The following is a 24,265-nucleotide window of genomic DNA, read 5'->3' as shown; positions in this document are numbered from 1 at the left end:
ATATGAAAAAATTAATATATCTGTCTCTAGTTTTAGTTTCTGCATTTTCCATCATCAGCTGTGAAAGTGATCTGGAAACAGCTCCTACGAATAGTGCCAATGAAGCGGAAGTTTTTAAAACAGCCGAAAGTGCAGAAACCGTCATCAACGGAACCTGGGCAAAACTGAATGATGATGGGCCTACGTACGCCAATATAGGCTATTCAACGGTACTCAGGACAAGTGACGCAATGGGAAGTGACGTAGCTGTTTTAACGAATAAATATGGTTTTCCTTCCGCGTATGCTTTCACGGATTTGGTAAATAATACAGGAAGTCGCCCCCTTTTCATATGGAATCTATTGTATTCTACTATTAATAATATGAACAATGTGATCAGTAGAATTGATGGGGTAGAAGGAAGCCAGGCGAAAAAAGATCAGGTAAAAGGTCAGGCGAAAGCATTAAGAGCCTTTTGTTATTTAAACTTGGCAAGTTTTTATCAATTCAGCTACTTGAAAGATAAAAATGCATTAACAGTTCCGGTATATACAGAACCCACGAGTATAAATTCTGTTGGAAAGCCGAAAGCAAGCCTCGAAGAAATCTATACTTTGATTAAAAGTGATCTAACGGATGCTGATAATCTGCTGCAAAACTATACCAGAAATAATAAGGACAAAATAGATCGTTCTGTGGTTAATGGATTATTAGCGAGAACTTATCTAAATACTGGAGAATGGTCTAAAGCTGTTGCCGCGGCAAAAGTAGCCAGAGTCGGCTATCCGTTGATGGCTCCTGAAAAATATAAAGAAGGTTTCAATGATATAGGCAATGGAGAATGGATTTGGGGTCATGGTCAGACTCAGGAACAATCCTCAGAAAGTTATGCATTCCATTATCTGGATGTTTCTTCATCAGGAAGCTATTACTATAGTTTTATGGCAGATCCTTATTTCAAAGATTTATTTGATCCCAATGATATCCGTTATCAGCTATTCCAATGGGATGGGCTACCGGGAAGAGAAGGACTTTTGAGATATGCTAAGTTTAAATTTAAAGCAACCTTAATTGCTGATATCGTATTCATGAGAGCAGCAGAAATGTACCTGATTGAAGCCGAAGCCGAAGCTAGAAACGGAAATGTTACCAATGCCGTAACGGTTTTAAACCAATTGAAATCTGCTAGAAATGCCAATATTTACAATGGCTCTTTAGCTCAGGATGCCATCATTAAAGAAATTTTAATTGAACGAAGAAAAGAACTGTTCGGAGAAGGCTTCTCATTATCAGACATTATCAGAACGCAGGGAACAGTGGTAAGAAAACCTTATGTAAATGCCAACGGACAACCCATACAAGTTCAAATTACTACACCGAACGGAACAGTAAAAACGGTCAATGGAAGAGGGCATACTATTTTTGCTTTTCCGGATCAGTCTGCATTTGCACCGAACAGCAGATATTATCTGTTTACCATTCCGCAGAAAGAAATTGAAAATAATCCTAATCTATAACTTTTTAATTCCGGAAAGCCATTGTATATTATGCAATGGCTTTTATTTTTAAGCTGAAGTTAATCAGAAATGATACTCCTTTTTAGAAAAAACTCTACCTTTGTCCATATGAACCTGTTAAGATTGATTTTAGCATTCTATTTTATGGCATTATCATTAATGCCATGTGCAGATGTGCATAAGCAATCATCCGGTTCAGGACAAGCAGGATTATCAGTAAGTATTGATGAATCCCATTCAAAGGATAGAGGGGATATATGCTCACCGCTGTGCATTTGCAATTGTTGTCAGATGACCATTGCCTCCTTTAAGATGGAACCTTTGATTGAAGTTCCTACAAAAATCCAATCCTATTTTTCAAAGAAAATTCTTTTTCAGAAAAACAATTTCGCTTACCAGGTGTATGACCACATCTGGCAACCTCCTAAGATTTAATTGATATTGATTTTTTAGAAAATAAAATTTCTAAAAAACGGTATATGACTTTGCAATTCCATTGCAGAGCTTATCGTGATATTTTTGTGCCGCAAAATAATGCAGGCATACATATTCAATAAAATTAAATCTCAATTTGTGTTAGATAAAATCATAAAATTTAGTATTAAAAACAAGATCATTATTGGTATAATGACCCTGTTGCTGATCATCTGGGGAATCTGGAGCGCAACCAGGTTGCCCATTGATGCTGTTCCTGATATTACCAATAATCAGGTGCAGATTATTACAGTGTGTCCTACATTGGCAGGGCAGGAAGTAGAACAGTTGGTAACATTTCCTATAGAGCAAAGTATTGCCAATGTTCCTGATATAGAAGAAACAAGAAGCATTTCACGTTTTGGATTATCCGTAATTACTGTTGTCTTTAAAGATGAAGTAGACATTTATTTCGCCCGGCAGCTGATCAATGAAAAATTAAAACAGGCTGAAGAAAATATTCCAAAAGGAATCGGAATTCCGGAGCTGGCGCCGGTAAGTACTGGTTTGGGTGAAGTCTATCAATATATTTTACATCCGAAAAAAGGCAGTGAGAAAAAATATAATGCAAAAGACCTTCGTACGATGCAAGACTGGATTGTTGCCAGACAATTGTATGGTACGGAAGGCGTTGCAGAAGTCAATAGTTTCGGAGGAGAATTGAAAGAGTATGAAGTTGCAGTAAACCCGGACCGTTTAAAGGCAATGGGAGTAAGTGTAACGGATATTTTCACGGCCCTTGAAAAAAATAATCAGAATACAGGCGGTGCTTATATCGACAAGAAGCCGAATGCTTACTTTATCCGGGGAATCGGATTGGTAACCTCATTGGAAGATGTTAAAAATATTGCAGTAAAAAATACAGGCTTAGTTCCTGTTTTTATTAAAGACGTTGCGGAAGTTCGTTTCGGGCACGCCAATCGCTACGGAGCAATGACCTATAACGGGCAAACCGATGCCGTTGGCGGAGTAGTGATGATGCTTAAAGGAGCAAACAGCAATGATGTAGTGAACAGAATTAAAGATAAAATTCCGAATATCCAAAAATCTTTACCTGCAGATGTTGTAATAGAGCCATTTTTAGACAGAACCGAATTAGTAGACCGTGCTATAGGAACCGTAGAAAAAAACCTGATTGAAGGAGCATTGATCGTAATCTTTGTTCTCGTTCTGTTCCTTGGGAATTTTAGAGCAGGCTTAATTGTTGCGTCTGCCATACCATTATCATTGCTGTTTGCTTTAGGAATGATGAATGTTTTTGGAGTAAGTGCCAATTTGATGAGCCTTGGAGCAATAGATTTCGGACTAATTGTCGATGGAGCGGTAATTATTGTTGAAGCAACCCTGCATCATCTGGGTTTACGGAAATCCATGCAGAAGCTGACGCAGAATGAAATGGATGAAGAAGTCTTTTTATCCGCTTCAAAAATCCGGGGAAGTGCCGCATTCGGAGAAATCATTATTCTCATCGTGTATATTCCGATCCTTACATTGGCAGGAATTGAAGGAAAAATGTTTTCACCAATGGCTAAAACAGTAGGTTTTGCAATTCTGGGGGCCTTAATCCTTTCTCTTACCTATATTCCGATGATGTGTGCGTTGTTCCTGTCGAAAAAACCTTCTCATAAAGAGACTTTTTCCGATAAAATGATGAATTGGCTGCAGAAAAAATACCAGCCATTACTGCAAAAAGCCATAAAAATTAAATACGCTATTGTTGGGGGTACTGTTGTTCTTTTTGGCATATCACTCTTCACTTTTAACAAAATGGGTGGTGAATTCATCCCGCAGTTACAGGAAGGTGATTTTGCCTTTCACTGTATTTTACCACAGGGAAGCTCATTGTCCCAAAGTATCGAAACCTCAATGCAGGCTTCAAGGATCATAAAACAATTTGATGAGGTGAAAATGGTAGTCGGAAAAACAGGTTCTGCGGAAGTTCCTACGGACCCGATGCCACCTGAAGCTTCAGATATGATCATTGTTTTAAAGCCTCAAAGCGAATGGAAATCAAAAAAGTCATACAATGAACTTGCTGATGAGATGATGGAAAAACTAGAAGTGATTCCCGGGGTATTCTTTGAAAAAAATCAGCCGATTCAAATGAGGTTTAACGAATTGATGACGGGTATTCGCCAGGATGTGGCAGTAAAAATCTTTGGTGAAAATATGGATACCCTCTCTATATATGCAGATAAAGTAAGTAAGGTGATCCAAAGTGTTGACGGAGCAACCTCGCCGCAGGTGGAAAGGGTAGGCGGCCTTCCCCAGATTAATGTTACGTACGATAGAACCAGGATTGCCAATTACGGATTAAATGTAGAAGATGTGAATGATGTATTAAGCACAGCCTTTGCCGGAAAATCTGCGGGACAGATTTTTGAGAATGAAAGACGTTTTGACCTTGTGGTAAGATTGGATAGTTTGTATCGCACCAATATTGACGATGTAAGCAATCTCATGATTCCTACTAATACAGGAACCCAGGTTCCATTATCACAGGTCGCGAATATTGAATATAAACTCGGGCCGGCCCAAATAAGCCGCGAAGCCGGAAAACGTAGAATTGTTATTGGCTTTAATGTGAAAGGCAGAGATGTGGAAAGCGTAGTGCAAGATATTCAGGAAAAACTGGCAAAAGAAATTAAACTCCCTTCAGGATATTATTTTACCTATGGAGGGCAGTTTGAAAATTTAAAAGAAGCCAGTCAGCGATTGATGATTGCCGTTCCGGTATCTCTTCTTTTGATCTTCATGCTATTATATTTTACTTTCCGCTCGTTCAAGCAGGCTGCTTTAATATTTACAGCTATTCCGATGAGTGCAATTGGAGGTGTTTTTGCTCTTTTGTTAAGAGGAATGCCTTTCAGTATCAGTGCCGGAGTTGGATTTATTGCTTTATTTGGCGTAGCGGTACTTAACGGAATTGTTTTGATAGGAACTTTTAATCAATTAGAAAAAGAAGGTATTTCAGATGTGATCAAAAGAGTGATCGAAGGAACAAAAACAAGGTTACGTCCTGTATTAATGACCGCAACCGTTGCCTCTCTTGGCTTCTTGCCTATGGCTATCAGTACAAGCGCCGGTGCGGAAGTACAAAAGCCTTTGGCCACTGTAGTTATTGGCGGACTGATTTCAGCAACATTCCTTACTTTATTTGTACTTCCTATGCTGTATATTATTTTCAATTCCAAAATTAAAGGGAAATTCTTTAAAAAGCCTCTTACTGTAATTACTTTGCTGGGGTTCTTATGTTTAGGGCAGAATTTCAAAGCTCAGAGCTCACGAACAATATCTTTGGAAGAAGCTATAGAATTGATGCAGGCAAATAATCCTTCCATAAAAGCAAAGGAATTCAATATTCAATCATCGGAAGCATTGAAGGCAACTGCCAAAGAACTTCCAAAGCTGGATTTCAGTGCACAGCTCGGACAATACAACAGTCCTAAGTTTGATCAGTCATTCGCTGTTTCTCAAACTATTCCGTTTCCAACCTTATTTAAAGCGAGAAAAGAACTGATCCGGGAGGAAATCAAAAGCAAAGAAGTTGAAAAGAAATTGACGGAAAATGAATTGATCAGGCAGGTCAGAAGCTATTTCTATCAGATAGAATACTTGCAGTATAACCAATCTAAGCTTGAATATCTTGATAGCTTATATAAAGATTTTATAAGAATTGCCACCGTAAGGTTCAGGGCAGGAGATATTAAGAAAATAGAGATCAATACTGCGGAAACCCAAAAAGGGGAAATCAATCTCCTGCTTCAGCAGAATAAAGTATACCTGGAAAATGCTTACAAAAGCTTAAAAGTTTTATTAAATACTGATGAAGAGATCTCCATTCCTTTTTCCCAGGTTTATGAACCTTTAAAAGCGGAAGATATCCTGGACAATACAACCATTACCAATCATCCTTCAGTTCAGGTGTTCAGACAAAATATAGAAGTATTGGAGAAGAATAAAAATGTTGAAAAAGCACAGGGCTTACCGGATTTCAGCATAGGATATACCAATCAGTCCCTGATAGGTTTTCACACCCTGAACGGACAGGAAAAATATTTTGGAGCAGGAAACCGGTTCAATTCCGTAAATGTAGGAGTTGCTGTTCCATTAACGTTTGGTGCAACAAAAGCGAGGATTCGATCTTTAGAATATAAAAAACAGATGGAAGAGAACAATGCGAAATTCCAGCAGGAACAATTAGATGTTCAACTAAAAAATTCGTTGAATCAGTATCAGCAGGATTTTGTACAATATCAATACTATCTTAATCAGGCTGTTCCTAATGCGAAAAATATTGTAAAAGCGGCTCAGCTCGGATACAAAACGGGAGAAATTTCCTATGTGGAATATCTTTTTGCTTTACGAACAGCAACAGATATAGAACTGAAATATCTCCAATCCATTCAGCAGGTTAACCAGACTGTGATCAACATCAACTCTTTAATCAACAAGTAAAATGAAAATACAAATAAATATTATCGCGATCATCTTTTTATCACTGTTTTTGGTAAGCTGCGGCAAGAAGGAAAATACAGAGGGAACAAAAGAAAAAACGGAAATACACACGGAAAATGAAAATTCAGGGCTGGCTGAGCTTACCCAGGATCAAATGAATGCAGTGGGAGTGGCTTTAGGGCAGATCGAAATGAAAGAACTTACGGCAACCATCAAAGCCAACGGCGCATTAAGCGTTCCCAATAATAACAAAGCCAATGCGACTTCCTTATATGGAGGAGCCATCAAAACACTGAATGTTCAGGTAGGAGATTATGTAAGAAAAGGACAGGTGATTGCAACAATTGCCAATCCGGAATTCATACAGCTACAGGAAGACTATCTTACCGCAGCAAGCCGGATCACTTTTGCAGAGCAGGAATACCGAAGACAGAGAGAGCTGTTTGATAATGATGCCGGAGCGAAAAAGAATCTTCAGAATGCCGAGGCAGAATTAAAAACATTAAGAACAAGACAGGCTTCATTGCGAAGACAGATTCAAATGATGGGAATCAGTCCCGGAAGCGTTTCCAATAAAAATTTGAGATCAGGACTTGCCGTCACAGCGCCGATCAGCGGAACCATAAGCAATGTTTTTCTGCAGATCGGTAGTTATATTGATGTTTCAACTCCTGTTGTAGAGATTGTAGATAATAGTTCTTTGCATCTGGATCTTCAGGTTTTTGAAAAGGATTTACCATTAATAAAAGCAGGCCAGAAAATTCATTTTACTTTGACCAATAATCCGGTGGAAGAATATGATGCCGAAGTATACAGCATCGGAAGTGCTTTTGAAAGCCAAAGTAAGACAATTCCGGTCCACTGTAAAGTGAGAGGAAATAAAGCCGGGCTTATTGATGGAATGAACGCAACAGGAATTGTAAGCTTAAGCAATCAGTTAATGCCTGCGGTTCCTAACGATGCCATCACAAGTGCCGATGGGAAAGATTATATTTTCGTGGTGACAGAAGAAAAGAAACATCAGGATGAAGAAAAATCTCATGGAAAAGGCGAGAAAAAAACGGTTACCTTTGAAAGAGTGGAAGTGGTAAAAGGAACTTCAGAAATGGGGTATACGGCAATTACTCCTGTAAAAACTATTCCGCAAGGAATTGAAATCGCTGTTAAAGGAGCATTTTTCATTAATGCTAAATTGGCCAATTCAGGAGAGCATGAACATTAATTCAACAAAGACATGAAAAAAGACATCGAAAATAAACTCATTGATAAGAATACCAAACCGACCAGTATGAGGATTTTGGTATATGACCTTTTAAGTTCCCAGGAAACGGCTTTGTCCTTATCTGAAATTGAAAATTATTTTGAGAATGCGGACAGAACCACTATTTACAGGACATTGAAAACCTTTGAAGAAAAAGGGATCGTTCATAGTATACAGGAAAATACCACTACAAAATATAAACTTTGCCATGATGGGTGTGATGAGCAGACCCATAAAGACTGGCATCTGCACTTTTACTGCAAAATCTGTAAGCAGACGACATGTAAGGAAGATGTTTCATTCCCGGAGAATATTCAGACGAATTTCAGGATCGATGAAATAAGGCTTTTTGCGAAAGGAATTTGTGAACATTGTCTTGAAAGTTTGCAATAGTATTGCATTCGTTTAACAACTAAATTTGATTAAAATCATCAATTATGGAAGAATGTTGTAGTACAAAAACCAAAAAAGAACATTTACATACGGAAGGTGATGGACACGATCATGGGCATTCTCATGATGCAGGAAATCAATCTGCATTTCAGATGTTTCTTCCCGCAATCATCTCTTTTGTGTTATTATTGATAGGAATAGCATTAGACAATTATATAAAACCGGATTGGTTTTCCGGCGGAATCCGGCTGGTTTGGTATCTCATTTCTTATGTGCCTGTAGGACTTCCGGTTTTAAAAGAAGCATTTGAAAGCATCATAAAAGGAGATGTGTTTTCTGAGTTTTTCCTGATGGGAATAGCCACAATAGGTGCATTTGCCATCGGAGAATATCCGGAAGGTGTTGCTGTAATGCTTTTTTATTCGGTAGGAGAAGTTTTTCAGTCTTTGGCGGTAACAAGAGCAAAAAGTAATATTAAAGCTTTGCTGGATCAACGTCCCGATGAGGTTACGGTTTTAAAAGACGGGCAACCTTACATTGTCAAAGCAGAAACAGTGAGTATCGGAGAGATTATTCAATTAAAATCCGGTGAAAAATTAGGATTGGATGGAGAACTGCTTTCTGAAACAGCTTCTTTCAACACCGCTGCCCTTACGGGAGAAAGTAAACCGGATACTAAAATAAAAGGAGATCCGGTTTTAGCAGGAATGATCAATCTGAATACTGTAAGCCAGGTAAAAGTAACAACAGCCTATAAAGATAGTAAGCTGAGCAAAATTCTGGAATTGGTTCAGAATGCAACGGCACAAAAAGCACCCACAGAGCTGTTCATCAGAAAATTTGCAAAAATCTATACCCCGATTGTTGTGTTTCTTGCGATAGGAATTGCTTTACTGCCTTATTTTTTCATAGCAGATTATCAGTTTAAAGACTGGCTGTACAGAGCCTTGATCTTCCTGGTGATTTCCTGTCCTTGTGCGTTGGTGATTTCAATTCCTTTAGGATATTTTGGAGGAATAGGAGCAGGAAGCAGAAATGGAATTTTGTTTAAAGGAAGTAATTTTCTGGATGTTTTAGCCAACGTACAAAATGTTGTGATGGATAAAACCGGAACAATGACAGAAGGTGTTTTCAAGGTTCAGGAAGTCGATTTTAAAACCAACTTTGATAAAAATGAAATGCTGAAATGGGTCAATGCTCTGGAAAGCAAAAGTACCCATCCTGTTGCGACAGCAATTCATGATTATGTTGGTGAAGTTGATCACTCCGTTCCATTGGAGAATGTGGAAGAAATTCCGGGGCATGGCTTAAAAGCAATGATCAACGGAAAAGAATTACTGGTGGGGAATTTTAAGCTGATGGATAAATTCGATGTGAGTTACGATATGAAACCTGAAAATATCGTGTATACACTGATCGCAGTTGCCTATGATAGAAACTTTGCCGGATATCTTACCATTGCCGACAGTATCAAACCGGATGCGAAGTTGACAATAGACAAGCTGAAATCATTAGGTGTAAAGGCAACGATGTTGAGTGGGGATAAAACGTCAGTAGTGCAATATGTTGCAGATGCATTGGGGATTCAAAACGCTTACGGAGATTTGCTGCCTGAAGATAAAGTGAATAAGGTAAAAGAGATCAAAGCGAAAAACCAAAGTGTTGCTTTTGTAGGGGATGGAGTCAATGATGCGCCTGTTGTTGCTTTAAGTGATGTGGGAATTGCAATGGGAGGATTAGGGAGTGATGCCACCATTGAAACTGCAGACGTTGTGATTCAGGATGATATGCCAAGTAAAATTCCGATGGCGATCAATATTGGGAAACAAACGAAAAAGATCGTCTGGCAGAATATCATTTTGGCTTTCGCTGTCAAAGGAGTTGTTTTAATTCTTGGAGCAGGTGGCTTGGCCACCATGTGGGAAGCGGTTTTTGCCGATGTAGGGGTTGCTTTACTTGCCATTTTGAATGCGGTGAGAATCCAGCGGATGAAATTTTGAATATAATTAAAACGATCTTTCACAGATGGCACAGATTTTCACAGATCAAAGGATAAAACGCAAACATCTGTGTCAATCTGTGTCATCTGTGGGGATTAAAACCATTAATGACTTTCATCAGGGTGAGAGAATAGAACAATTTTGAGCCTTATATTTGTAATACAGAAATTGAGACATTGAAGTTTTTGATATCCATATTCATCATTTTTATGATTGCAATACGCCCAGTTTTGCCCCTGGTGAGCTATGTCGTCAACTATGAATATATTGTCAAAAATCTTTGTGAAAACAGGAGTAAACCCGAATCAACCTGTAAAGGTAAATGCTACGTTAAGAAAGAACTGGCAAAAACCGAAAAACAATCCAATACGGCCCAACCCTTGAAGTTGTCAGTATTAGATATTTTTCTTTCTGGTGAAGCTCTCCCGTTTCTCAATCAAACCATATTGAATGACTTCAATAATACACCCGGTTCAGAATATTTGAATTGGCATATTTCCGAATATTCTGCTAAAATTTTTCACCCGCCGTTAGGTTAAATTTAACTTAATTCCAAATGTTGAGTTTTGATTTTTATATCCAGACTCTTTCACGTTATTATTAATTTCAATTTTAATCTTTAATGAAATCTAAAATTATGGCAACGGCTTTGTTGTCGATATCCCTGTTTTCATGTATACAGGAAACTCCTAAGGTGAAGCATAAAAAGAGCATGAGTTCTTCAAAAGAAAATATAAAAAACGTACATGTTGTGAATGCGGAAGATCCGATCTGCCATATGAAAACAGCAGAATTTTTAAAAGACACTGTAGTGTATAAAAATAAAACGTATGGTTTTTGCAGTGCTTATTGTAAAGACGAGTTCCAAAAAAATCCTGAGAAATATGCCCAAGAATAAAGAGACGGACAGCAGTTCAAAAGCAAAGTTCATTATCCCGGTTGTTATAATGGTGATTATTTTCCTGGGTGTTGGAATTGCAATGGGGTATTTTAGGAATAATCTCTATACCGTAATGAAAGTTCCGGATTTTGAGCTCACGGATCAGAATAATAAGAAGATCACCAATAAGGCTATGCTTGGAAAAGTATATCTTGTGGAATTCTTTTACAGCAGGTGCCCTACAATCTGCCCGGTAATGAACAGCAATATGAGAGCTATCGAAGATGAGGTCAATAATCCGGATTTCGGAATTATTTCCATCAGTATTGATCCTGATAATGATACTCCTAAAATTTTAAAGCAGCATGCCAAAAGTGTGGGTGCGAAATCCCTTGATTGGCATTTTTTGACCGGAGATAGAACCTATATTGGAAATCTTGCAGATCAGTTCAATATCTACGTTGGTGACGAGGAAGATGAAGGAGAAAGCCTTAATCACAGCGGAATGATTGCGTTGGTAGATAAAGAAGGAAATATCCGCTGCAGGTATAATAAAGATAATATACCCATTCTCTATTATTCCGGTCTGAATTATGAAGATCCGGAAGGAAAGACTCCAAAATTAACCGGGAAGTATCACCCAGACCGGGAAATTTTAATTGAAGATATCAGAAAACTATTGCAATAATTATTTAACTAAAAAACAAAATATTATGAAGATTTTGAAAATAGCTGCTTTAAGTGCAGTGTTCGCAGCGCAGTTTACGTTGGCACAATTTAAGCAAACCCCGCTGCCGTATGCTTACAATGCGCTGGAAGGTTCTATTGATGCGCAAACTATGGAAATCCACTATTCAAAACATGGGGCAGCCTATACTGCTAATTTGAATAAAGCTATTGCCGGAACTCCGCAAGAGAAAGAAAGTATCAACCAGATTCTTTCCCAGGTTTCGAAACTGAGTCCTGCCGTAAGAAATAATGCGGGCGGACATTATAATCATGAACTTTTCTGGACGGTTCTTACCCCTGAGAAAAATACCCGGCCTTCTGCAAAACTTTTAAAAGCAATCAATGAAACTTTCGGAAGTATGGATGCTGTTAAAGAAAAGATGAGTAAAGCCGGAGCAGACCGGTTTGGTTCAGGATGGGCCTGGCTTTCGGTAGATAAAAACGGAAAGTTATTTGTTTCTTCCACCCCGAATCAGGATAATCCTTTAATGGATGTAGTAGAGGAAAAAGGAACTCCGGTGTTAGGGATAGATGTTTGGGAACATGCCTATTACTTGAAATATCAGAATAAAAGAGCGGATTATCTTTCTGCCATCTGGAATGTGCTTAACTGGAAGGAAGTGAGCAAAAGATATGAAGATGCTCTGAGTAAAAAATAATAAGAACTTGTTAGTTTACTTATTTAATCCTGTTAACCCTTGCTTTGACGCAGGGGTTTTCTTTTTGAATAACACTTTGATGTGAGAAGCCGTTCGATCTCCCTTTGATTATAAATTCAATGGAAAGATGATTTCAGTATTGTTGTAAGTTATATATATGAAAAAACCACTGAAAAACAGTGGTTTTGTAGCCCGTAGGGGAATCGAACCCCTCTTACCAGAATGAAAATCTGAGGTCCTAACCGATAGACGAACGGGCCCTCTATCTTCCATTAACCGGGGTTAATGTGTTAGATTTTGTTTTTATAAGTTTACAACTCTTAGTTTTTTTGTAGCCCGTAGGGGAATCGAACCCCTCTTACCAGAATGAAAATCTGAGGTCCTAACCGATAGACGAACGGGCCAACTATACTTATTAAGCTAGTTTATTAACGTGCTTAGTTAATTTGCTTTTTAAGTTAGCCGCTTTGTTTTTGTGGATAATATTTTTCTTAGCTAATCTATCCAACAAAGAGATAACCTTTGGCAATTGCTCTGCAGCAGCAGCTTTGTCCTCTTCATTTCTCAATACTTTCATCGCTGTTCTAGCAGTTTTGTGGTAGTATCTGTTACGAAGTCTTCTTGCTTCGTTTTGTCTAATTCTTTTTAATGCTGATTTATGATTTGCCATATCGTTCAAATGTGAGTGCAAAAGTATAAACTTTTTTTTTATCTGCCAAATTTATTTTTTAAAAAATTCAATTTTTTTCGGACAAATATTCTCTAAGTTTATTGATCGCTTGTTCTATTTTTAAATTTTCGTTTTCTTTCTCTATTTTCTTGATCGTGTTTTTTAACATGATCATTGCATTGTTCCATTCTCCAGTAGTATTGGTGAAGGTCAGGTTCTCTATAGTTACCTCAAAAGCAACCCTTTCTCCGCTCTTATAAAGTCTGAAACTAATTTTATCATCGCTGCCCGTTATCCCTTCTTCATTGATTTTTAAATCATAACTTTTTGGGTTAGAGTGGATTTTATTAAAAAGCAATTTCGCTTCTTGAATTTTTAAATCCGGCATGATATAAGATGATAGGTTGTCCGCAATTGCCTAAACCCGAAATAAATTAAAATTCATCATTTGCTTTTCCTCTCAAGATAAAATCTTTTAAGGATCAATGCGGTTGCAAAAATAAATAATTTTTTTTAAATCCTATACAAAAAAACCTGAAAAGACTTTGTTGTTTGGTTGGTAGCCTATAGGGGAATCGAACCCCTGTTGCAAGAATGAAAATCTTGAGTCCTGACCACTAGACGAATAGGCCAAATTTTGAGGTTGCAAAAGTAATAAGAAACTTTTGAACTTCAAAATTATTTGTAGAGCTATTTATAAACTTTTTGAATGACGGTATTTTTAATTCCTTTGGTCTCGATATCTTTCTGAAGTTTTACGGCATCTTCCAAAGTGTACACTTTCCCATACGTATAATAGAATGTACCGTTTTCTTTCGTTCTTTCTACATCTTTCAGCGTCAGCAGAATAGGAGAGTTGCTGCTCAGCTTATCTTTTCCGGTGAAGACTTCTATGGTGTAATAGCCGCTGTTTAATTTCTGGTTCGGCATGAACCCTACAGCAAATGCGTTTCGGAATCCTGCGTCTTTAGCCGTTTTAATATTGATATCCCTTATGGAAGCCATATTGGTAACACCATAATAATATTTATATTGCCCGTTCTCTTTGATAGGAAGAATATAATTCAATCCTTTTAATGCGGGATCACCATCATTATACTTAGTGGGAGAACTCATCAGTAATATTCTGAAATCATTTTTTAAAGGAACTTCTGCCGGTTTTACGGGTTCAGGCTTTTTAGTGGAAGTATATCCTCCGGATTTTCTGTCGACAGCTTTTTTATAATCAATAATGGCATTGTAAATACTAACGGCAATTTCTTCCTGCCCCTTATCTGATGCTAAATAATGGCTCTCTTCCGGATGGTTGATAAATCCGGTTTCAATAAGAACCGAAGGCATCGCATTCATACGCAGGACGTGTAGGTTCTTTTGGAAAACCCCGCGGGAAAATCTTTTATCTTTATTTACAAAATTATCCTCAACCAATCCGCCTAGCAGAAGGCTGGATTCCAGGTATTTGCTTTGCTGCAGCTTAAGAGCGATTAATGATTCAGGTGAACTGGGGTCGTAAGATCCGAACACCTGCTTATCTTTTTCATCCAGATAGATCACATCATTTTCCCTTTTGGCTACTTCCAGGTTAGTGTCATTTTGGTCAGGTCCCTGAACGTAAGTTTCGGTCCCATACGCTCCGGATCTCACTGATGAGTTACAGTGAACGGAAACAAAAAGATCTGCTTTACTTCTGTTCGCCAGATTGGTTCTGTCCGAAAGGGAAGGGTATTCATCAAACTTACGGGTATAGATAACTTTGAAGTCCTTGTTCTTCTCAAGCATGTTTCCGATTTTGAGAACAATGGCCAGGGTAACGTCTTTTTCGGCAACTCTTCCAATATCACTGTATGTTCTATTGGCACCATGATCACTTCCTCCATGTCCGGCATCTAAAACGATGGTGAATTTCTTTTGCGAGAAAACAAAGATGTTAAAGAATATGAGGAGAAATGATAAAATTATTTTAAAATTTTGTTTGTGCATCTTACAGTTTTAAAAATTATATTAATTTTGAGCCTTAATTATATAGAATAACATTGGACAAAACCGTCTTCAAAAATATATTACAAATTTTAATTATCCTAATTTTTAACAATTTTTTAGCACAGAAAACCCCTGAAAAATTGCCTGAAAATGCGGTAAACGATACTATTCCCAAAAAAGATACGGTAGTTTTGAAAAAAGAGTCGCTCGAAGATGTGCTCCGTACCAAAGCTGACGATCAGAGAAGGGATGTTCCGAAAAGGATGACCTTCCTCAATAAAAATGCCCAGGTAAAATACCAGGATATGCAGATTGATGCGGATTATATTTCTATTGACGACAATAAAAATATAATTTTTGCGCGGGGAAAACAGGATTCTTTAGGAAAAATCATTGAACCTGTAGTTACCACACAGGCCGGGAAAAAATACGAAACGGATCAGTTCAGTTATAATACCAAAACAAGACAGGCGATAGCTTATAATGCAAGAACGGAAGAAAGTGAAGGGGTAATTGTAGCCAATAAAACCAAAAAATATAATGACTCTGTGTTTGCCATGAGACATGGTCTTTATACAACCGACGATTATTTCATTAAGAAAAAGGATACAGCAGCAGATTACCATTTGCTGGCTTCTAATATTAAATTAATAAAAGGTAAAAATAAATCCCAGATTGTAACAGGCCCCATCCAGATGTATATAGAAAGGGTACCTACACCTCTTATCATGCCTTTTGCGATCCTTCCTTTTTCAGATAAAAGATCTGCGGGGATATTAATTCCGAGTTTCGGAGAAAGGGAAGATGTCGGGTTTTTCCTGAACAGTTTAGGCTACTATCAGCCGATCGGAGAACACTTTGATGTTAAAATCCTGGCTGACATCTATACAAAAGGAAGCTGGAACTTAAGACCGGAAATGAATTACGTAAAGAAATACCGCTATTCCGGGAACTTCTCTGCAGATATAGGGACTACGGTAAGAGGGATAAAAGGATTGGATGATTATACTAAAAACAGTACCTACAGGATTGCCTGGAGGCATACGCAGGATACTAAAGCTAATCCGTTCCTTACCTTTACAGCCTCAGTGGATCTCGTAAGTACAAAGTTCTATAACAATACAGTTAATAATAATTACATATTCAATCAGAACGTATTGAATACCCAGCAGAATTCAACCGTTACCTTGACTAAAAGGTTTTTGAAGCTGCCTATTACTATTACGGGGACCGCATCTTATTCGCAGAATTTTGCTACCGGATTTGCCGATTTGCGCTTACCTCAGATGAATGTGGCCGTGAATCAGTTTTATTTATTCAAGTCAAAAACCGGTATGAGACAGGGATTGCTGGAGAATATAACGGTAAATACGGGATTTAACCTGACCAATTTTGTCAATACAAGCGAAGGGGAACTTTTCAAGAAAGAAATGTGGGACAAAATGCAGACAGGGCTTAAAAACAATATTTCTTTAGGAACCAATACTACCATTGCCAAATATTTCACATTCAGTTTAGGAGCCAATATTGATAATGCGCTTACCACAAAAACACTGAACAGGTATTATGATCCCCTTCAGAATGTGGTGGTAGATGAAATGGATAAGAAAATATCCGGATATTCTACTTTTTCAACTTCCGCAAGTATTCAGACTACTCTTTACGGAATGCTTAAGTTTAAAAAAGGCTCTGCTGTAGAAGCGATCCGTCATATGATGACACCAAGTATCGGTTTTACCTATTCACCGGATTTCGGAGATACAAAGTTCGGTTATTACAAAAACTATTATGATGCAAACGGAGCGCTGACTCCTTATTCGATCTTCGAAAAAGGAATTGTAGGAACTCCTTCAAGCGGAATGGTAGGCGCTTTAGGTTTCAATATCGGGAACAATATTGAAATGAAAGTGAAATCCAAAAAAGATTCCACGGGAGTAAAAAAAGTGAAGATTTTCGAATCCTTGAACCTTTCGGGAAGCTATAATTTTGCGGCAAAAGACCATCCGTGGTCTATATTTACCATTAACGGACAGTCCTCGTTTTTTGACAGTAAGCTGAGTGTAAATACCAGCTTGTCAATAGACCCGTATAAAATCATCTATCTTCCGGGCCAGGATGCAGGAATCAGAACTGAAGACTTCGGGCATTTCAGTGTACAAGGATTTAATGTACAGCTTTCTTATCCTTTAAGCAGTGAGCTTTTCGGAGAGAAAGTGGATTATGCTAAGAAATACTCAGCCAAAGGAGAGATCAGAAATGAAAATTATTATTTTGATGATGATAATTACGCCCACTTTAATCAGGCGTGGACTTTAAATGTGAATGCCAATTATGCTTTCTCAAGAGGCGCTACCCGTACGGGCAGCCAGATTGCCTCTGTAGGATTGGACGGAAGCATTAAACTTACCCCTTACTGGAATATCAACGGGAGCACGCATTATGATCTGGTAACCAAAGAACTGGCATATACAAGAATCGGTTTTTCAAGGGATCAGCGAAGTTTTACCATTAATTTTAATTGGGTTCCTTTCGGGCAGTATAAAGTATATGACTTCTTTATAGGAATCAAGGCCAATATCTTAAGTGATGCATTGAAATATAAGGACAGAAGCTTTACCCAACCGAATGCTCCTTTCTAATTCAAACGATATCAAATATAAATTTTATATTTGCACCCAAAATAAATTCTAATGAAAAAGATAATCTCTACAGTTAATGCGCCTGCTGCAATCGGGCCTTATTCTCAAGCTAATCTTGCCAACGGTGTTTTGTATATTTCCGGACAGATTCCGGTAGATCCGGCAACAGGAAAGCTGGTAGAAGGAATTGAAAAGGAGACCCATCAGGTGATGAAAAACCTGGAAGCTATTCTTACGGAAGCAGGAATGTCCTTTAAAAATGTGGTGAAAGCTACTATTTTCCTTAAAAATATGGATGATTTCGCTGTAATGAATGATATTTATGCATCATATCTTGATGCGGAAAGCTTTCCGGCTCGTGAAACGGTTCAGGTTTCTTGCCTTCCGAAAAATGTAGATATTGAAATTTCCATGATTGCACATCAGGATTAATGAACTTTATAAGAAATACATTGGCGGTGTTGGTAGGCCTTGGTATTGCGGGGCTTATTATTACTCTTGGTATAAGAGTGTTTCCGCAATGGGTTACTTTTGAAGCTTTTGCTCCTTTTGAACATTGGCAGAGATTTCTTGAAAGTATGAAAGATAATGACGCTTTCTTTGGATTTTTGTTGTTTATTTCCGGGTTAGGAACAACCATAGGAGGAGTGGCTACGGCATTGATCGTTAAATACGCGAAAGTTGCGTATGCTATTCTTATTGGTTTTATAATGCTGTTCATCGCCATGCTGGACGTTATTGTTTTCCCTTACCATCCCACCTTTTATAAAATTTCTATTTTTCTTACTTTCTTTCCTTTTTCATGGATTGGTGGTAAAATAGTTGAGGTCATTTATGAAAGGAATAAAAAAAGGAGAATCGCCGATAAAATGAATAAATAAAAAAAAACGCTGCATTTGCAGCGTTTTGCTAAGTATGATGTAATATTATATTAAGGCATTTTAAATCCTTTTGTATAAATTCTTCCGTATTCATCCACAAACTTCACCTGTACATTGCCCTGATACTTATCCAGGATCTTTTCAACATCTTTTTGGGAGTTAACCGGCTTACCATTCACTTCAATGATGATGTAGTTGTCTACGATACCTATTTTAGCCATTTCGCTTCCTTCTCCTACATTTTTAGCAATAACACCACTGTTTAGGCCATAATTGGTTTTAAATGAGTCGCTCAGCGGTTCAAAATCAGCCCCGATTTTTTCGGATACGCTAAGATCAGCTTTTGTTCTTGTAGAAGTGCCTCCTTTTTGATCCTTTAGTGTTACGGTAGAAGTGTTTTCCTTGCCATTTCTTATATAAGTAACTGTTACTTTATCACCAGGACGTTTGCTTCCGATCGCAATAGACAGATCTGCAAAATCCGTTACAGGCATTGTATCTATTTTTGTGATGACATCACCAATTTTTAAGCCCGCATCTTCAGCACCGCTATTCTCTCCGAATCCAGTGATATATACTCCGGAACCCGTTTTAATGTTTGCTTTTTTCTGGAAGTTGTACGATGCTACCTGTTGCTCGTCGGAAAGGTCTAAAGACTGTACACCAAGGAACCCTCTCTGTACAATTCCGAACTTCTTGATATCTTCAACGATCTTTCTTGCCAGGTTAGAAGGAACTGCAAATCCGTATCCTTGATAATACCCGGTGGTAGACTGTATCGCAGAGTTGATCCCTATAAGGTCTCCATTTGAATTTACCAATGCTCCACCGGAATTTCCGGGATTAATAGCGGCATCCGTCTGGATGAAACTCTCAATAGGATTACTTGCCTTGCCCTGAGAGCCCAGAATGCCTATTCCTCTTCCTTTGGCAGAAACGATCCCCGCAGTAACGGTAGAGTTTAATCCCAGAGGGTTTCCTACGGCAAGAACCCATTGTCCTACTTCGATATTGTCTGAATTTGCAAAGTTCAGGTAAGGAAGCCCCTTTTCTTCAATTTTCAATAATGAAATGTCTGTATTAGGGTCTGTGCCCACTAATGTTGCAATATAAGATTTCTTGTTGCTCAGCACTACTTCCAGCTTATTAGCTCCGGCCACAACGTGGTTGTTGGAAATAATATATCCGTCAGGAGAAATGATAACCCCGGAACCCATTCCTGAAGGCATATTATCTGGCATCTGCTGTTTTTGTCTTTGCTGTCCTCTTCCTCCAAACGGATCACCGAAAAAGAAATCAAACAAATCCTGTTCAGATGCTCTGCTGGATGCCCTGTTCTGATAATTTTTAATAGTAACTACGGCCGGAACGGTTGTTTTAGCAGCTTTTACGAAATCATCGCCCACTGCGGAAGTATTCATACCAGCAAAAGAAACATTAGATGCTGATGTAAAATAACCCTGATCACCATTATTAGAAGTATGACCGAAATATTGTAATGTGCCTACAGCAGTAGCTCCTGAAATGACTCCTACTACTGCAAATGGTAATAGTTTTTTTAAAGTACTCTTCATTGTATATCTTCTTTTTATGTTTTTTAGATTTTATAGTAAACAAATTTACTGCATAATAAGTATGCAATTAGTATGCTATGTTTCAACTTTAACTAAAATTTAACAGGAATAGTAATATTTTACGCCTTTTGTCATAATTGTTAAAACTTCAATTAACGAATCTTAAAAAATTATTAAATGACAGGTGACAAAATGTAAGATAAATCATATTTATAAAAGTTAAATCCGATATTTTGTCACGGTTAAGAGTAAATTGTTGAGAAGTACCCGCTTGTCAAAGGAGTACTTCATGTTGGCGGTTCAATATCTTTAATTGAAAAATCATTATCTTTGCAAAAATTTTTCTCACTTAAAACGTTTATAGCATGCAACTGTATAACACCTTAAGCGCAGAAGAAAGAGCTCAACTTATTGATGAAGCCGGTAAGGAACGCCTTACGTTGTCTTTCTATGCGTATGCCAAAATTGAAGATCCCAAAAAATTTCGCGACGAATTATTTATAGCCTGGAATGCACTCGATGCGCTCGGCCGTATCTATGTGGCAAAAGAAGGGATTAATGCTCAGATGAGTGTTCCTGCAGATCATTTTGAAGCTTTTCGCGATACCTTGGAAGCCTATGATTTTATGAAAGGAATCCGTCTGAATGTGGCGGTTGAGCAGGATGATCATTCTTTTTTAAAATTAACCATAAAAGTCAGAAATAAAATTGTTGCTGACGGTCTGAATGATGATACCTTTGATGTTACCAATAAAGGAATTCATTTAAAGGCACGGGAATTTAATGATTTACTTGAAGATCCTAATACTATTGTTGTCGACTTCAGAAATCACTACGAAAGTGAAGTAGGACATTTTGAAGGCGCTATTACTCCCGACGTAGAAACTTTTAGAGAAAGTTTACCGATTATCAACGAGCAATTACAGGATTTCAAAGAAGATAAAAACCTGTTGATGTATTGTACAGGTGGAATTCGTTGTGAAAAAGCCAGTGCCTACTTCAAACATCAGGGCTTTAAAAATGTTTTCCAGTTAGAAGGCGGAATTATTGAATATACCCGTCAGATAAAAGAAGAGGGTATAGAAAGTAAATTTATCGGGAAAAACTTCGTATTCGACCATAGATTAGGAGAAAGAATTACAGACGATATTATTGCGCAGTGTCACCAATGCGGTAAACCTTGCGACAACCATACCAATTGTGCTAATGATGCCTGTCATTTATTGTTTATTCAATGTGATGAATGTAAAGCTGCCATGGAAAACTGCTGTTCCGTAGAATGTGTGGAAACCATTCATTTGCCTTGGGAAGAGCAGGTAAAATTGAGAAAGGGATTGCAGGTTGGAAATAAAGTGTTCAGAAAAGGAAAATCAGAAGCTTTGATATTTAAAAAATCTGGTGATCTGCCTAATATACCTTTGGCAAAAGCTGAAACAAAAAATATCCGCCAGAAAATTGCAGTTAAAAAAGTATTGGTTGGAAAGGCAGAGCATTATTATTCAAAGTCTAAAATTGCCCAGTTTTTAGTTGAAAAAGAACTTTCAGTAGGAGATAGGGTATTGATTTCAGGTCCTACAACCGGTGATCAGGAGCTTACAATTACAGAGATTTATGTAAACGGAGGTCCTTGTGAAACGGCAAAAAAAGGAGATCAGATCACTTTTGAACTTCCTTTCAGAGTGCGTTTGTCAGATAAATTATATAAAATTGAGCTTTAGTAATCATGCTTAAAGCAGATCTAAGAAAGAAATATATGCAAAAAAGAAAAGCCTTGTCAACGGATGAGGCTTTCTCGTTATCTGAGAAGATTTTTGCTAATTTTCTGGAGTATTTTAAGCCGGTTTCCGGCCAAAAAGTACATATTTTCATTCCGATTGAGAAATTCCGTGAAATTAATACCTTCATTTTCATTCAATATTTTTTAGAGCATCATATCCGTGTTTTCGTACCTAAAGTTACTGACCGGCTGATTTCAATAGAAATATCTGAAGATACCGAATTCGTCACCAATAACTGGGGCATTTCTGAACCGTTATCCCATGCAGATTCAGGCGAACATCATTTTGATTATGTGATTACTCCTTTATTGTATTGTGACCGGAATGGAAATAGAATAGGGTATGGAAAAGGATTTTATGATGCCTTTTTCCAAAGCATTTCTTCAGATTCTAAAAAAATAGGAGTCAATTATTTCAATATTGATGAAGTGATCAATGATGTCTGGGAAAATGATGTTCCCTTGGATTATTTGGTTACTCCAACTGAAGTGCTGTCCTTTTTTAACGCCTCAGAATAGAAGTTCAGGAAATAGAACTTGAACTCTTTCTTAAATTTAATAGGAGTAGACAGCAAAACATATTGGGCATTCTTCTCAAACGTTCCGATGGATTTATTTTTCTCGTCAAAATATTCCACATTGAATTTAGCATAGTCTAAGGTATCTTTCTTATAATAATCCTTATAAACCTGAAGGCTGTTCACTTTTACATTCTTTACCTTCAAACTGTCAAGTTCCCGGAAGAGCTTTTTAAATGTCAGACTGTCCGGCCTATGAAAATAGCTCTGCATTTGGGAATAAATGAGCGTATCAATTTCTGTATTCCTGTTTCCTGACAAATACAGTGTTGACAAGTCTAAAAGTTCCTGTACTTTTTGTTTGGTAATAAAGTTGATAGCCTGTGCGCTATCCATCTGAACAGCAGGATATGTGCTTGTATTGTTGCTGTTTCTTAATTTATCAAGGTCGCTTATTTCGGTCTTTTTCTTATTGCATGAGAACAAAGCGAGCAGCAAGATCGTAACAATCAAAAAGTTATTTATTCTTTTCATCGGTGCTTGCAATTTTAAATTTAATTGAAATTATTTTTCCCTTTTTGTCTTTTTCCATTTTAATGACATTAAGGTTTTTAAGTGACGTTGTGGGGGTGGTTACCAGGGTAATGTACTTTTGCTTGTCTAAAGTTTCAATACCATAGGTGTCGTTATCATATACCTGATAGATTACGGCCTCATTACTGATAAGGTTCTCCAATTGCTTACGTTTCTGTTTAATAAGAGCTATCTGTTCTTCCGGACCGCCTTTTACATCTTTTCTGGAGAAATAATAGACTGCCATTTTATAATCATCCGGTTTTAGCTCAATCATTTCCTCTTTTGGAGCATTTTCCAGGTTTCTATTAACTTTTAAAGGTTCGTAGAAAGGCGCACTGATCTCCATTTTCAGATTTTTATCCTTGGAAGAATAATGAAAGCAATCCCCGGGCTTTACTTTATATAAAAGATCGGATTCATTTTCTTTAATGATTTTGATCTCAAGAGTGTTGATGACGGAAACGCCACGATCGGCATCCGTAAAACAATACGTATATTCTTTAGAAAAAATTTCATCTTTAAAACCTAAAATCCCGGTAGTCACAATCAAAATAGAAGTAACTATAGCCCATGCATTTTTTTGAACAAAATTTTTGTTGGTTTTTAAAGGGACTATTTCAGATTGTATAACAGGTGGTTGGTTTTTGTTAATGATTTGATTTTCAGTATTTGTTTTTTGTAAATCTGTGTTTTCAGGGGTCTTGAAATCAAGTTTTGGCGGTTGAATTTCAGTTTTTGGAAGATCTGGTGAAAGGGTTACCGTTTTTTCCAGTTCCTGAATACTTTCTTCATCCAAATTTTCATCATCCTGCAACAATTCACCGGCAAAAAGATGTTGCTTTTTGAAGTCATACCAAGAGCCATACCCTGCATAAATACTCAATAAATTAAGCATATCAATTCGCGGCAGTTTGGTAACCGGTGAAGTTTTAAAATAGGTGTAAAAAGATTTTTCGCTGATGTTTCCTTTGGCCTTTTTTCGGAGGTCTTCCTGAAAATAGATAATATCAATACCCTTCCATTTTGATATATCATCATAGGAAGGAGTGTGTTCTTTTAAATATTGAGCCTGAACATCTCTTTTTAACTGCTCAAAATGCAATAGATCTAAATCTGTCAATTTTTTAAGTGGTGATTAAATAGTTGATTTTCAGATGTGTTTTTTTGTAAAACTGTTTTACAAAGGTATTACAATTATTTTTCATAAACAAATTTTCTATCTGCTCTACCTTTGTCTTGTTCAAATAACAGAACAAAAAGAAAATTTTAGAAAACAATATTAACAAAATTAAATTTAATT

21 protein-coding genes and 3 tRNA genes are annotated in these 24,265 nt (G+C 37.4%); 15 read left to right on the top strand and 9 right to left on the bottom strand.

All coding sequences use genetic code 11. The features are described from left to right. The first annotated feature begins 2 nt into the window (after positions 1–2). The 10 genes from BCF58_RS13035 to BCF58_RS12990 all read left to right on the top strand — a co-directional run bounded on the left by BCF58_RS13035 (position 3) and on the right by BCF58_RS12990 (position 12,350). Entirely contained in the window at positions 3–1,496 is a 1,494-nt protein-coding gene (locus BCF58_RS13035; RefSeq protein WP_121462251.1) for a RagB/SusD family nutrient uptake outer membrane protein, read from the top strand. Between the two features lie 108 nt (positions 1,497–1,604). Continuing rightward, positions 1,605–1,931 (top strand): DUF6660 family protein, encoded by a 327-nt coding sequence (locus BCF58_RS13030; protein ID WP_121462250.1) that lies wholly within the window; start codon positions 1,605–1,607, stop codon positions 1,929–1,931. Between the two features lie 138 nt (positions 1,932–2,069). Then, entirely contained in the window at positions 2,070–6,428 is a 4,359-nt protein-coding gene (locus BCF58_RS13025; protein ID WP_121462896.1) for a CusA/CzcA family heavy metal efflux RND transporter, read from the top strand. Between the two features lies 1 nt (position 6,429). After that, complete coding sequence (locus BCF58_RS13020; protein WP_121462249.1) at positions 6,430–7,650, top strand: efflux RND transporter periplasmic adaptor subunit; 1,221 nt, start codon at positions 6,430–6,432, stop codon at positions 7,648–7,650. Positions 7,651–7,662: 12 nt separating this feature from the next. Next, entirely contained in the window at positions 7,663–8,082 is a 420-nt protein-coding gene (locus tag BCF58_RS13015; RefSeq protein ID WP_121462248.1) for a Fur family transcriptional regulator, read from the top strand. A 44-nt stretch (positions 8,083–8,126) separates the two neighbouring features. Then, entirely contained in the window at positions 8,127–10,082 is a 1,956-nt protein-coding gene (locus tag BCF58_RS13010) for a heavy metal translocating P-type ATPase (RefSeq protein WP_121462247.1), read from the top strand. A gap of 209 nt (positions 10,083–10,291) precedes the next feature. Next, complete coding sequence (locus tag BCF58_RS13005; RefSeq protein WP_228434801.1) at positions 10,292–10,621, top strand: hypothetical protein; 330 nt, start codon at positions 10,292–10,294, stop codon at positions 10,619–10,621. 83 nt (positions 10,622–10,704) lie between these two features. Then, positions 10,705–10,980, top strand: coding sequence for a YHS domain-containing protein (locus BCF58_RS13000; RefSeq protein WP_121462246.1), 276 nt, complete (start codon positions 10,705–10,707; stop codon positions 10,978–10,980). Then, positions 10,967–11,650, top strand: coding sequence for an SCO family protein (locus BCF58_RS12995; RefSeq protein WP_121462245.1), 684 nt, complete (start codon positions 10,967–10,969; stop codon positions 11,648–11,650). Before BCF58_RS13000 ends, BCF58_RS12995 begins: the two co-directional genes overlap by 14 nt. Positions 11,651–11,675: 25 nt before the next feature. Then, on the top strand, positions 11,676–12,350 hold the full coding sequence (locus BCF58_RS12990; RefSeq protein WP_121462244.1) for a superoxide dismutase: 675 nt from the start codon (positions 11,676–11,678) through the stop codon (positions 12,348–12,350). 188 nt (positions 12,351–12,538) lie between these two features. Here the strand turns inward: BCF58_RS12990 and BCF58_RS12985 are convergent. From BCF58_RS12985 to BCF58_RS12960, 6 genes are all read right to left on the bottom strand, one after another. Then, positions 12,539–12,610, bottom strand: a tRNA-Glu gene (locus BCF58_RS12985). A gap of 72 nt (positions 12,611–12,682) precedes the next feature. Next, positions 12,683–12,754 (bottom strand) — tRNA-Glu (locus BCF58_RS12980). A gap of 11 nt (positions 12,755–12,765) precedes the next feature. Continuing rightward, positions 12,766–13,020, bottom strand: a complete 255-nt coding sequence (gene rpsT, locus BCF58_RS12975; RefSeq protein ID WP_121462243.1) for a 30S ribosomal protein S20 — start codon at positions 13,018–13,020, stop codon at positions 12,766–12,768. 67 nt (positions 13,021–13,087) lie between these two features. After that, a complete protein-coding gene (locus BCF58_RS12970; protein ID WP_121462242.1) occupies positions 13,088–13,408 on the bottom strand; it encodes a hypothetical protein in 321 nt (106 codons plus the stop codon). A 169-nt stretch (positions 13,409–13,577) separates the two neighbouring features. After that, positions 13,578–13,652, bottom strand: a tRNA-Glu gene (locus BCF58_RS12965). 58 nt (positions 13,653–13,710) lie between these two features. Continuing rightward, positions 13,711–15,000: an N-acetylmuramoyl-L-alanine amidase family protein gene (locus BCF58_RS12960; RefSeq protein ID WP_170149025.1), complete on the bottom strand. Its 1,290-nt coding sequence runs from the start codon at positions 14,998–15,000 to the stop codon at positions 13,711–13,713. A gap of 53 nt (positions 15,001–15,053) precedes the next feature. Here BCF58_RS12960 and BCF58_RS12955 point away from each other — a divergent pair, with 53 nt between their 5' ends. The 3 genes from BCF58_RS12955 to BCF58_RS12945 are packed head-to-tail and all read left to right on the top strand — an operon-like array spanning position 15,054 to position 18,520. Beyond that, positions 15,054–17,639 carry a putative LPS assembly protein LptD gene (locus BCF58_RS12955; RefSeq protein ID WP_121462241.1) on the top strand — a complete coding sequence of 862 codons (2,586 nt, stop codon included), beginning with the start codon at positions 15,054–15,056 and terminating at the stop codon, positions 17,637–17,639. Between the two features lie 51 nt (positions 17,640–17,690). Then, positions 17,691–18,071 carry a RidA family protein gene (locus tag BCF58_RS12950; protein ID WP_121462240.1) on the top strand — a complete coding sequence of 127 codons (381 nt, stop codon included), beginning with the start codon at positions 17,691–17,693 and terminating at the stop codon, positions 18,069–18,071. Beyond that, positions 18,071–18,520, top strand: a complete 450-nt coding sequence (locus BCF58_RS12945) for a hypothetical protein (protein WP_121462239.1) — start codon at positions 18,071–18,073, stop codon at positions 18,518–18,520. Before BCF58_RS12950 ends, BCF58_RS12945 begins: the two co-directional genes overlap by 1 nt. Before the next feature lie 50 nt (positions 18,521–18,570). Here the strand turns inward: BCF58_RS12945 and BCF58_RS12940 are convergent, their stop codons facing one another. Further along, positions 18,571–20,094 (bottom strand): trypsin-like peptidase domain-containing protein, encoded by a 1,524-nt coding sequence (locus BCF58_RS12940; protein WP_121462238.1) that lies wholly within the window; start codon positions 20,092–20,094, stop codon positions 18,571–18,573. 365 nt (positions 20,095–20,459) lie between these two features. Here BCF58_RS12940 and trhO point away from each other — a divergent pair, with 365 nt between their 5' ends. Next, positions 20,460–21,812, top strand: a complete 1,353-nt coding sequence (gene trhO, locus BCF58_RS12935; RefSeq protein WP_121462237.1) for an oxygen-dependent tRNA uridine(34) hydroxylase TrhO — start codon at positions 20,460–20,462, stop codon at positions 21,810–21,812. Between the two features lie 5 nt (positions 21,813–21,817). Then, positions 21,818–22,390: a 5-formyltetrahydrofolate cyclo-ligase gene (locus BCF58_RS12930; RefSeq protein WP_121462236.1), complete on the top strand. Its 573-nt coding sequence runs from the start codon at positions 21,818–21,820 to the stop codon at positions 22,388–22,390. On the opposite strand, the gene BCF58_RS12925 is transcribed toward BCF58_RS12930, so the two are convergent. Together BCF58_RS12925 and BCF58_RS12920 are read right to left on the bottom strand one after the other, a co-directional pair. Next, a complete protein-coding gene (locus BCF58_RS12925; RefSeq protein ID WP_121462235.1) occupies positions 22,339–22,923 on the bottom strand; it encodes a hypothetical protein in 585 nt (194 codons plus the stop codon). The genes BCF58_RS12930 and BCF58_RS12925 overlap by 52 nt on opposite strands. Then, positions 22,907–24,085 (bottom strand): hypothetical protein, encoded by a 1,179-nt coding sequence (locus BCF58_RS12920; RefSeq protein WP_121462234.1) that lies wholly within the window; start codon positions 24,083–24,085, stop codon positions 22,907–22,909. Before BCF58_RS12920 ends, BCF58_RS12925 begins: the two co-directional genes overlap by 17 nt. Between the last annotated feature and the right edge of the window lie 180 nt (positions 24,086–24,265).

The sequence above is a fragment of the Chryseobacterium defluvii genome (assembly GCF_003634775.1).
GTDB classification, from domain to species: Bacteria; Bacteroidota; Bacteroidia; order Flavobacteriales; family Weeksellaceae; genus Chryseobacterium; species Chryseobacterium defluvii.
Note: the sequence above shows the minus strand (reverse complement) of the source record. Positions and strands in the feature narration are given on the sequence as shown.

Excerpts from the sequence above, each read along its gene's own strand:
- BCF58_RS13035 (WP_121462251.1), top strand. The coding sequence starts at position 3 with ATGAAAAAATTAATATATCTGTCTCTAGTTTTAGTTTCTGCATTTTCC.
- BCF58_RS13030 (WP_121462250.1), top strand. The coding sequence starts at position 1,605 with ATGAACCTGTTAAGATTGATTTTAGCATTCTATTTTATGGCATTATCA.
- BCF58_RS13020 (WP_121462249.1), top strand. The coding sequence starts at position 6,430 with ATGAAAATACAAATAAATATTATCGCGATCATCTTTTTATCACTGTTT.
- BCF58_RS13015 (WP_121462248.1), top strand. The coding sequence starts at position 7,663 with ATGAAAAAAGACATCGAAAATAAACTCATTGATAAGAATACCAAACCG.
- BCF58_RS13010 (WP_121462247.1), top strand. The coding sequence starts at position 8,127 with ATGGAAGAATGTTGTAGTACAAAAACCAAAAAAGAACATTTACATACG.
- BCF58_RS13005 (WP_228434801.1), top strand. The coding sequence starts at position 10,292 with ATGATTGCAATACGCCCAGTTTTGCCCCTGGTGAGCTATGTCGTCAAC.
- BCF58_RS13000 (WP_121462246.1), top strand. The coding sequence starts at position 10,705 with ATGAAATCTAAAATTATGGCAACGGCTTTGTTGTCGATATCCCTGTTT.
- BCF58_RS12995 (WP_121462245.1), top strand. The coding sequence starts at position 10,967 with ATGCCCAAGAATAAAGAGACGGACAGCAGTTCAAAAGCAAAGTTCATT.
- BCF58_RS12990 (WP_121462244.1), top strand. The coding sequence starts at position 11,676 with ATGAAGATTTTGAAAATAGCTGCTTTAAGTGCAGTGTTCGCAGCGCAG.
- rpsT (WP_121462243.1), bottom strand. The coding sequence starts at position 13,020 with ATGGCAAATCATAAATCAGCATTAAAAAGAATTAGACAAAACGAAGCA.
- BCF58_RS12970 (WP_121462242.1), bottom strand. The coding sequence starts at position 13,408 with ATGCCGGATTTAAAAATTCAAGAAGCGAAATTGCTTTTTAATAAAATC.
- BCF58_RS12960 (WP_170149025.1), bottom strand. The coding sequence starts at position 15,000 with ATGCACAAACAAAATTTTAAAATAATTTTATCATTTCTCCTCATATTC.
- BCF58_RS12950 (WP_121462240.1), top strand. The coding sequence starts at position 17,691 with ATGAAAAAGATAATCTCTACAGTTAATGCGCCTGCTGCAATCGGGCCT.
- BCF58_RS12945 (WP_121462239.1), top strand. The coding sequence starts at position 18,071 with ATGAACTTTATAAGAAATACATTGGCGGTGTTGGTAGGCCTTGGTATT.
- BCF58_RS12940 (WP_121462238.1), bottom strand. The coding sequence starts at position 20,094 with ATGAAGAGTACTTTAAAAAAACTATTACCATTTGCAGTAGTAGGAGTC.
- trhO (WP_121462237.1), top strand. The coding sequence starts at position 20,460 with ATGCAACTGTATAACACCTTAAGCGCAGAAGAAAGAGCTCAACTTATT.
- BCF58_RS12930 (WP_121462236.1), top strand. The coding sequence starts at position 21,818 with ATGCTTAAAGCAGATCTAAGAAAGAAATATATGCAAAAAAGAAAAGCC.
- BCF58_RS12925 (WP_121462235.1), bottom strand. The coding sequence starts at position 22,923 with ATGAAAAGAATAAATAACTTTTTGATTGTTACGATCTTGCTGCTCGCT.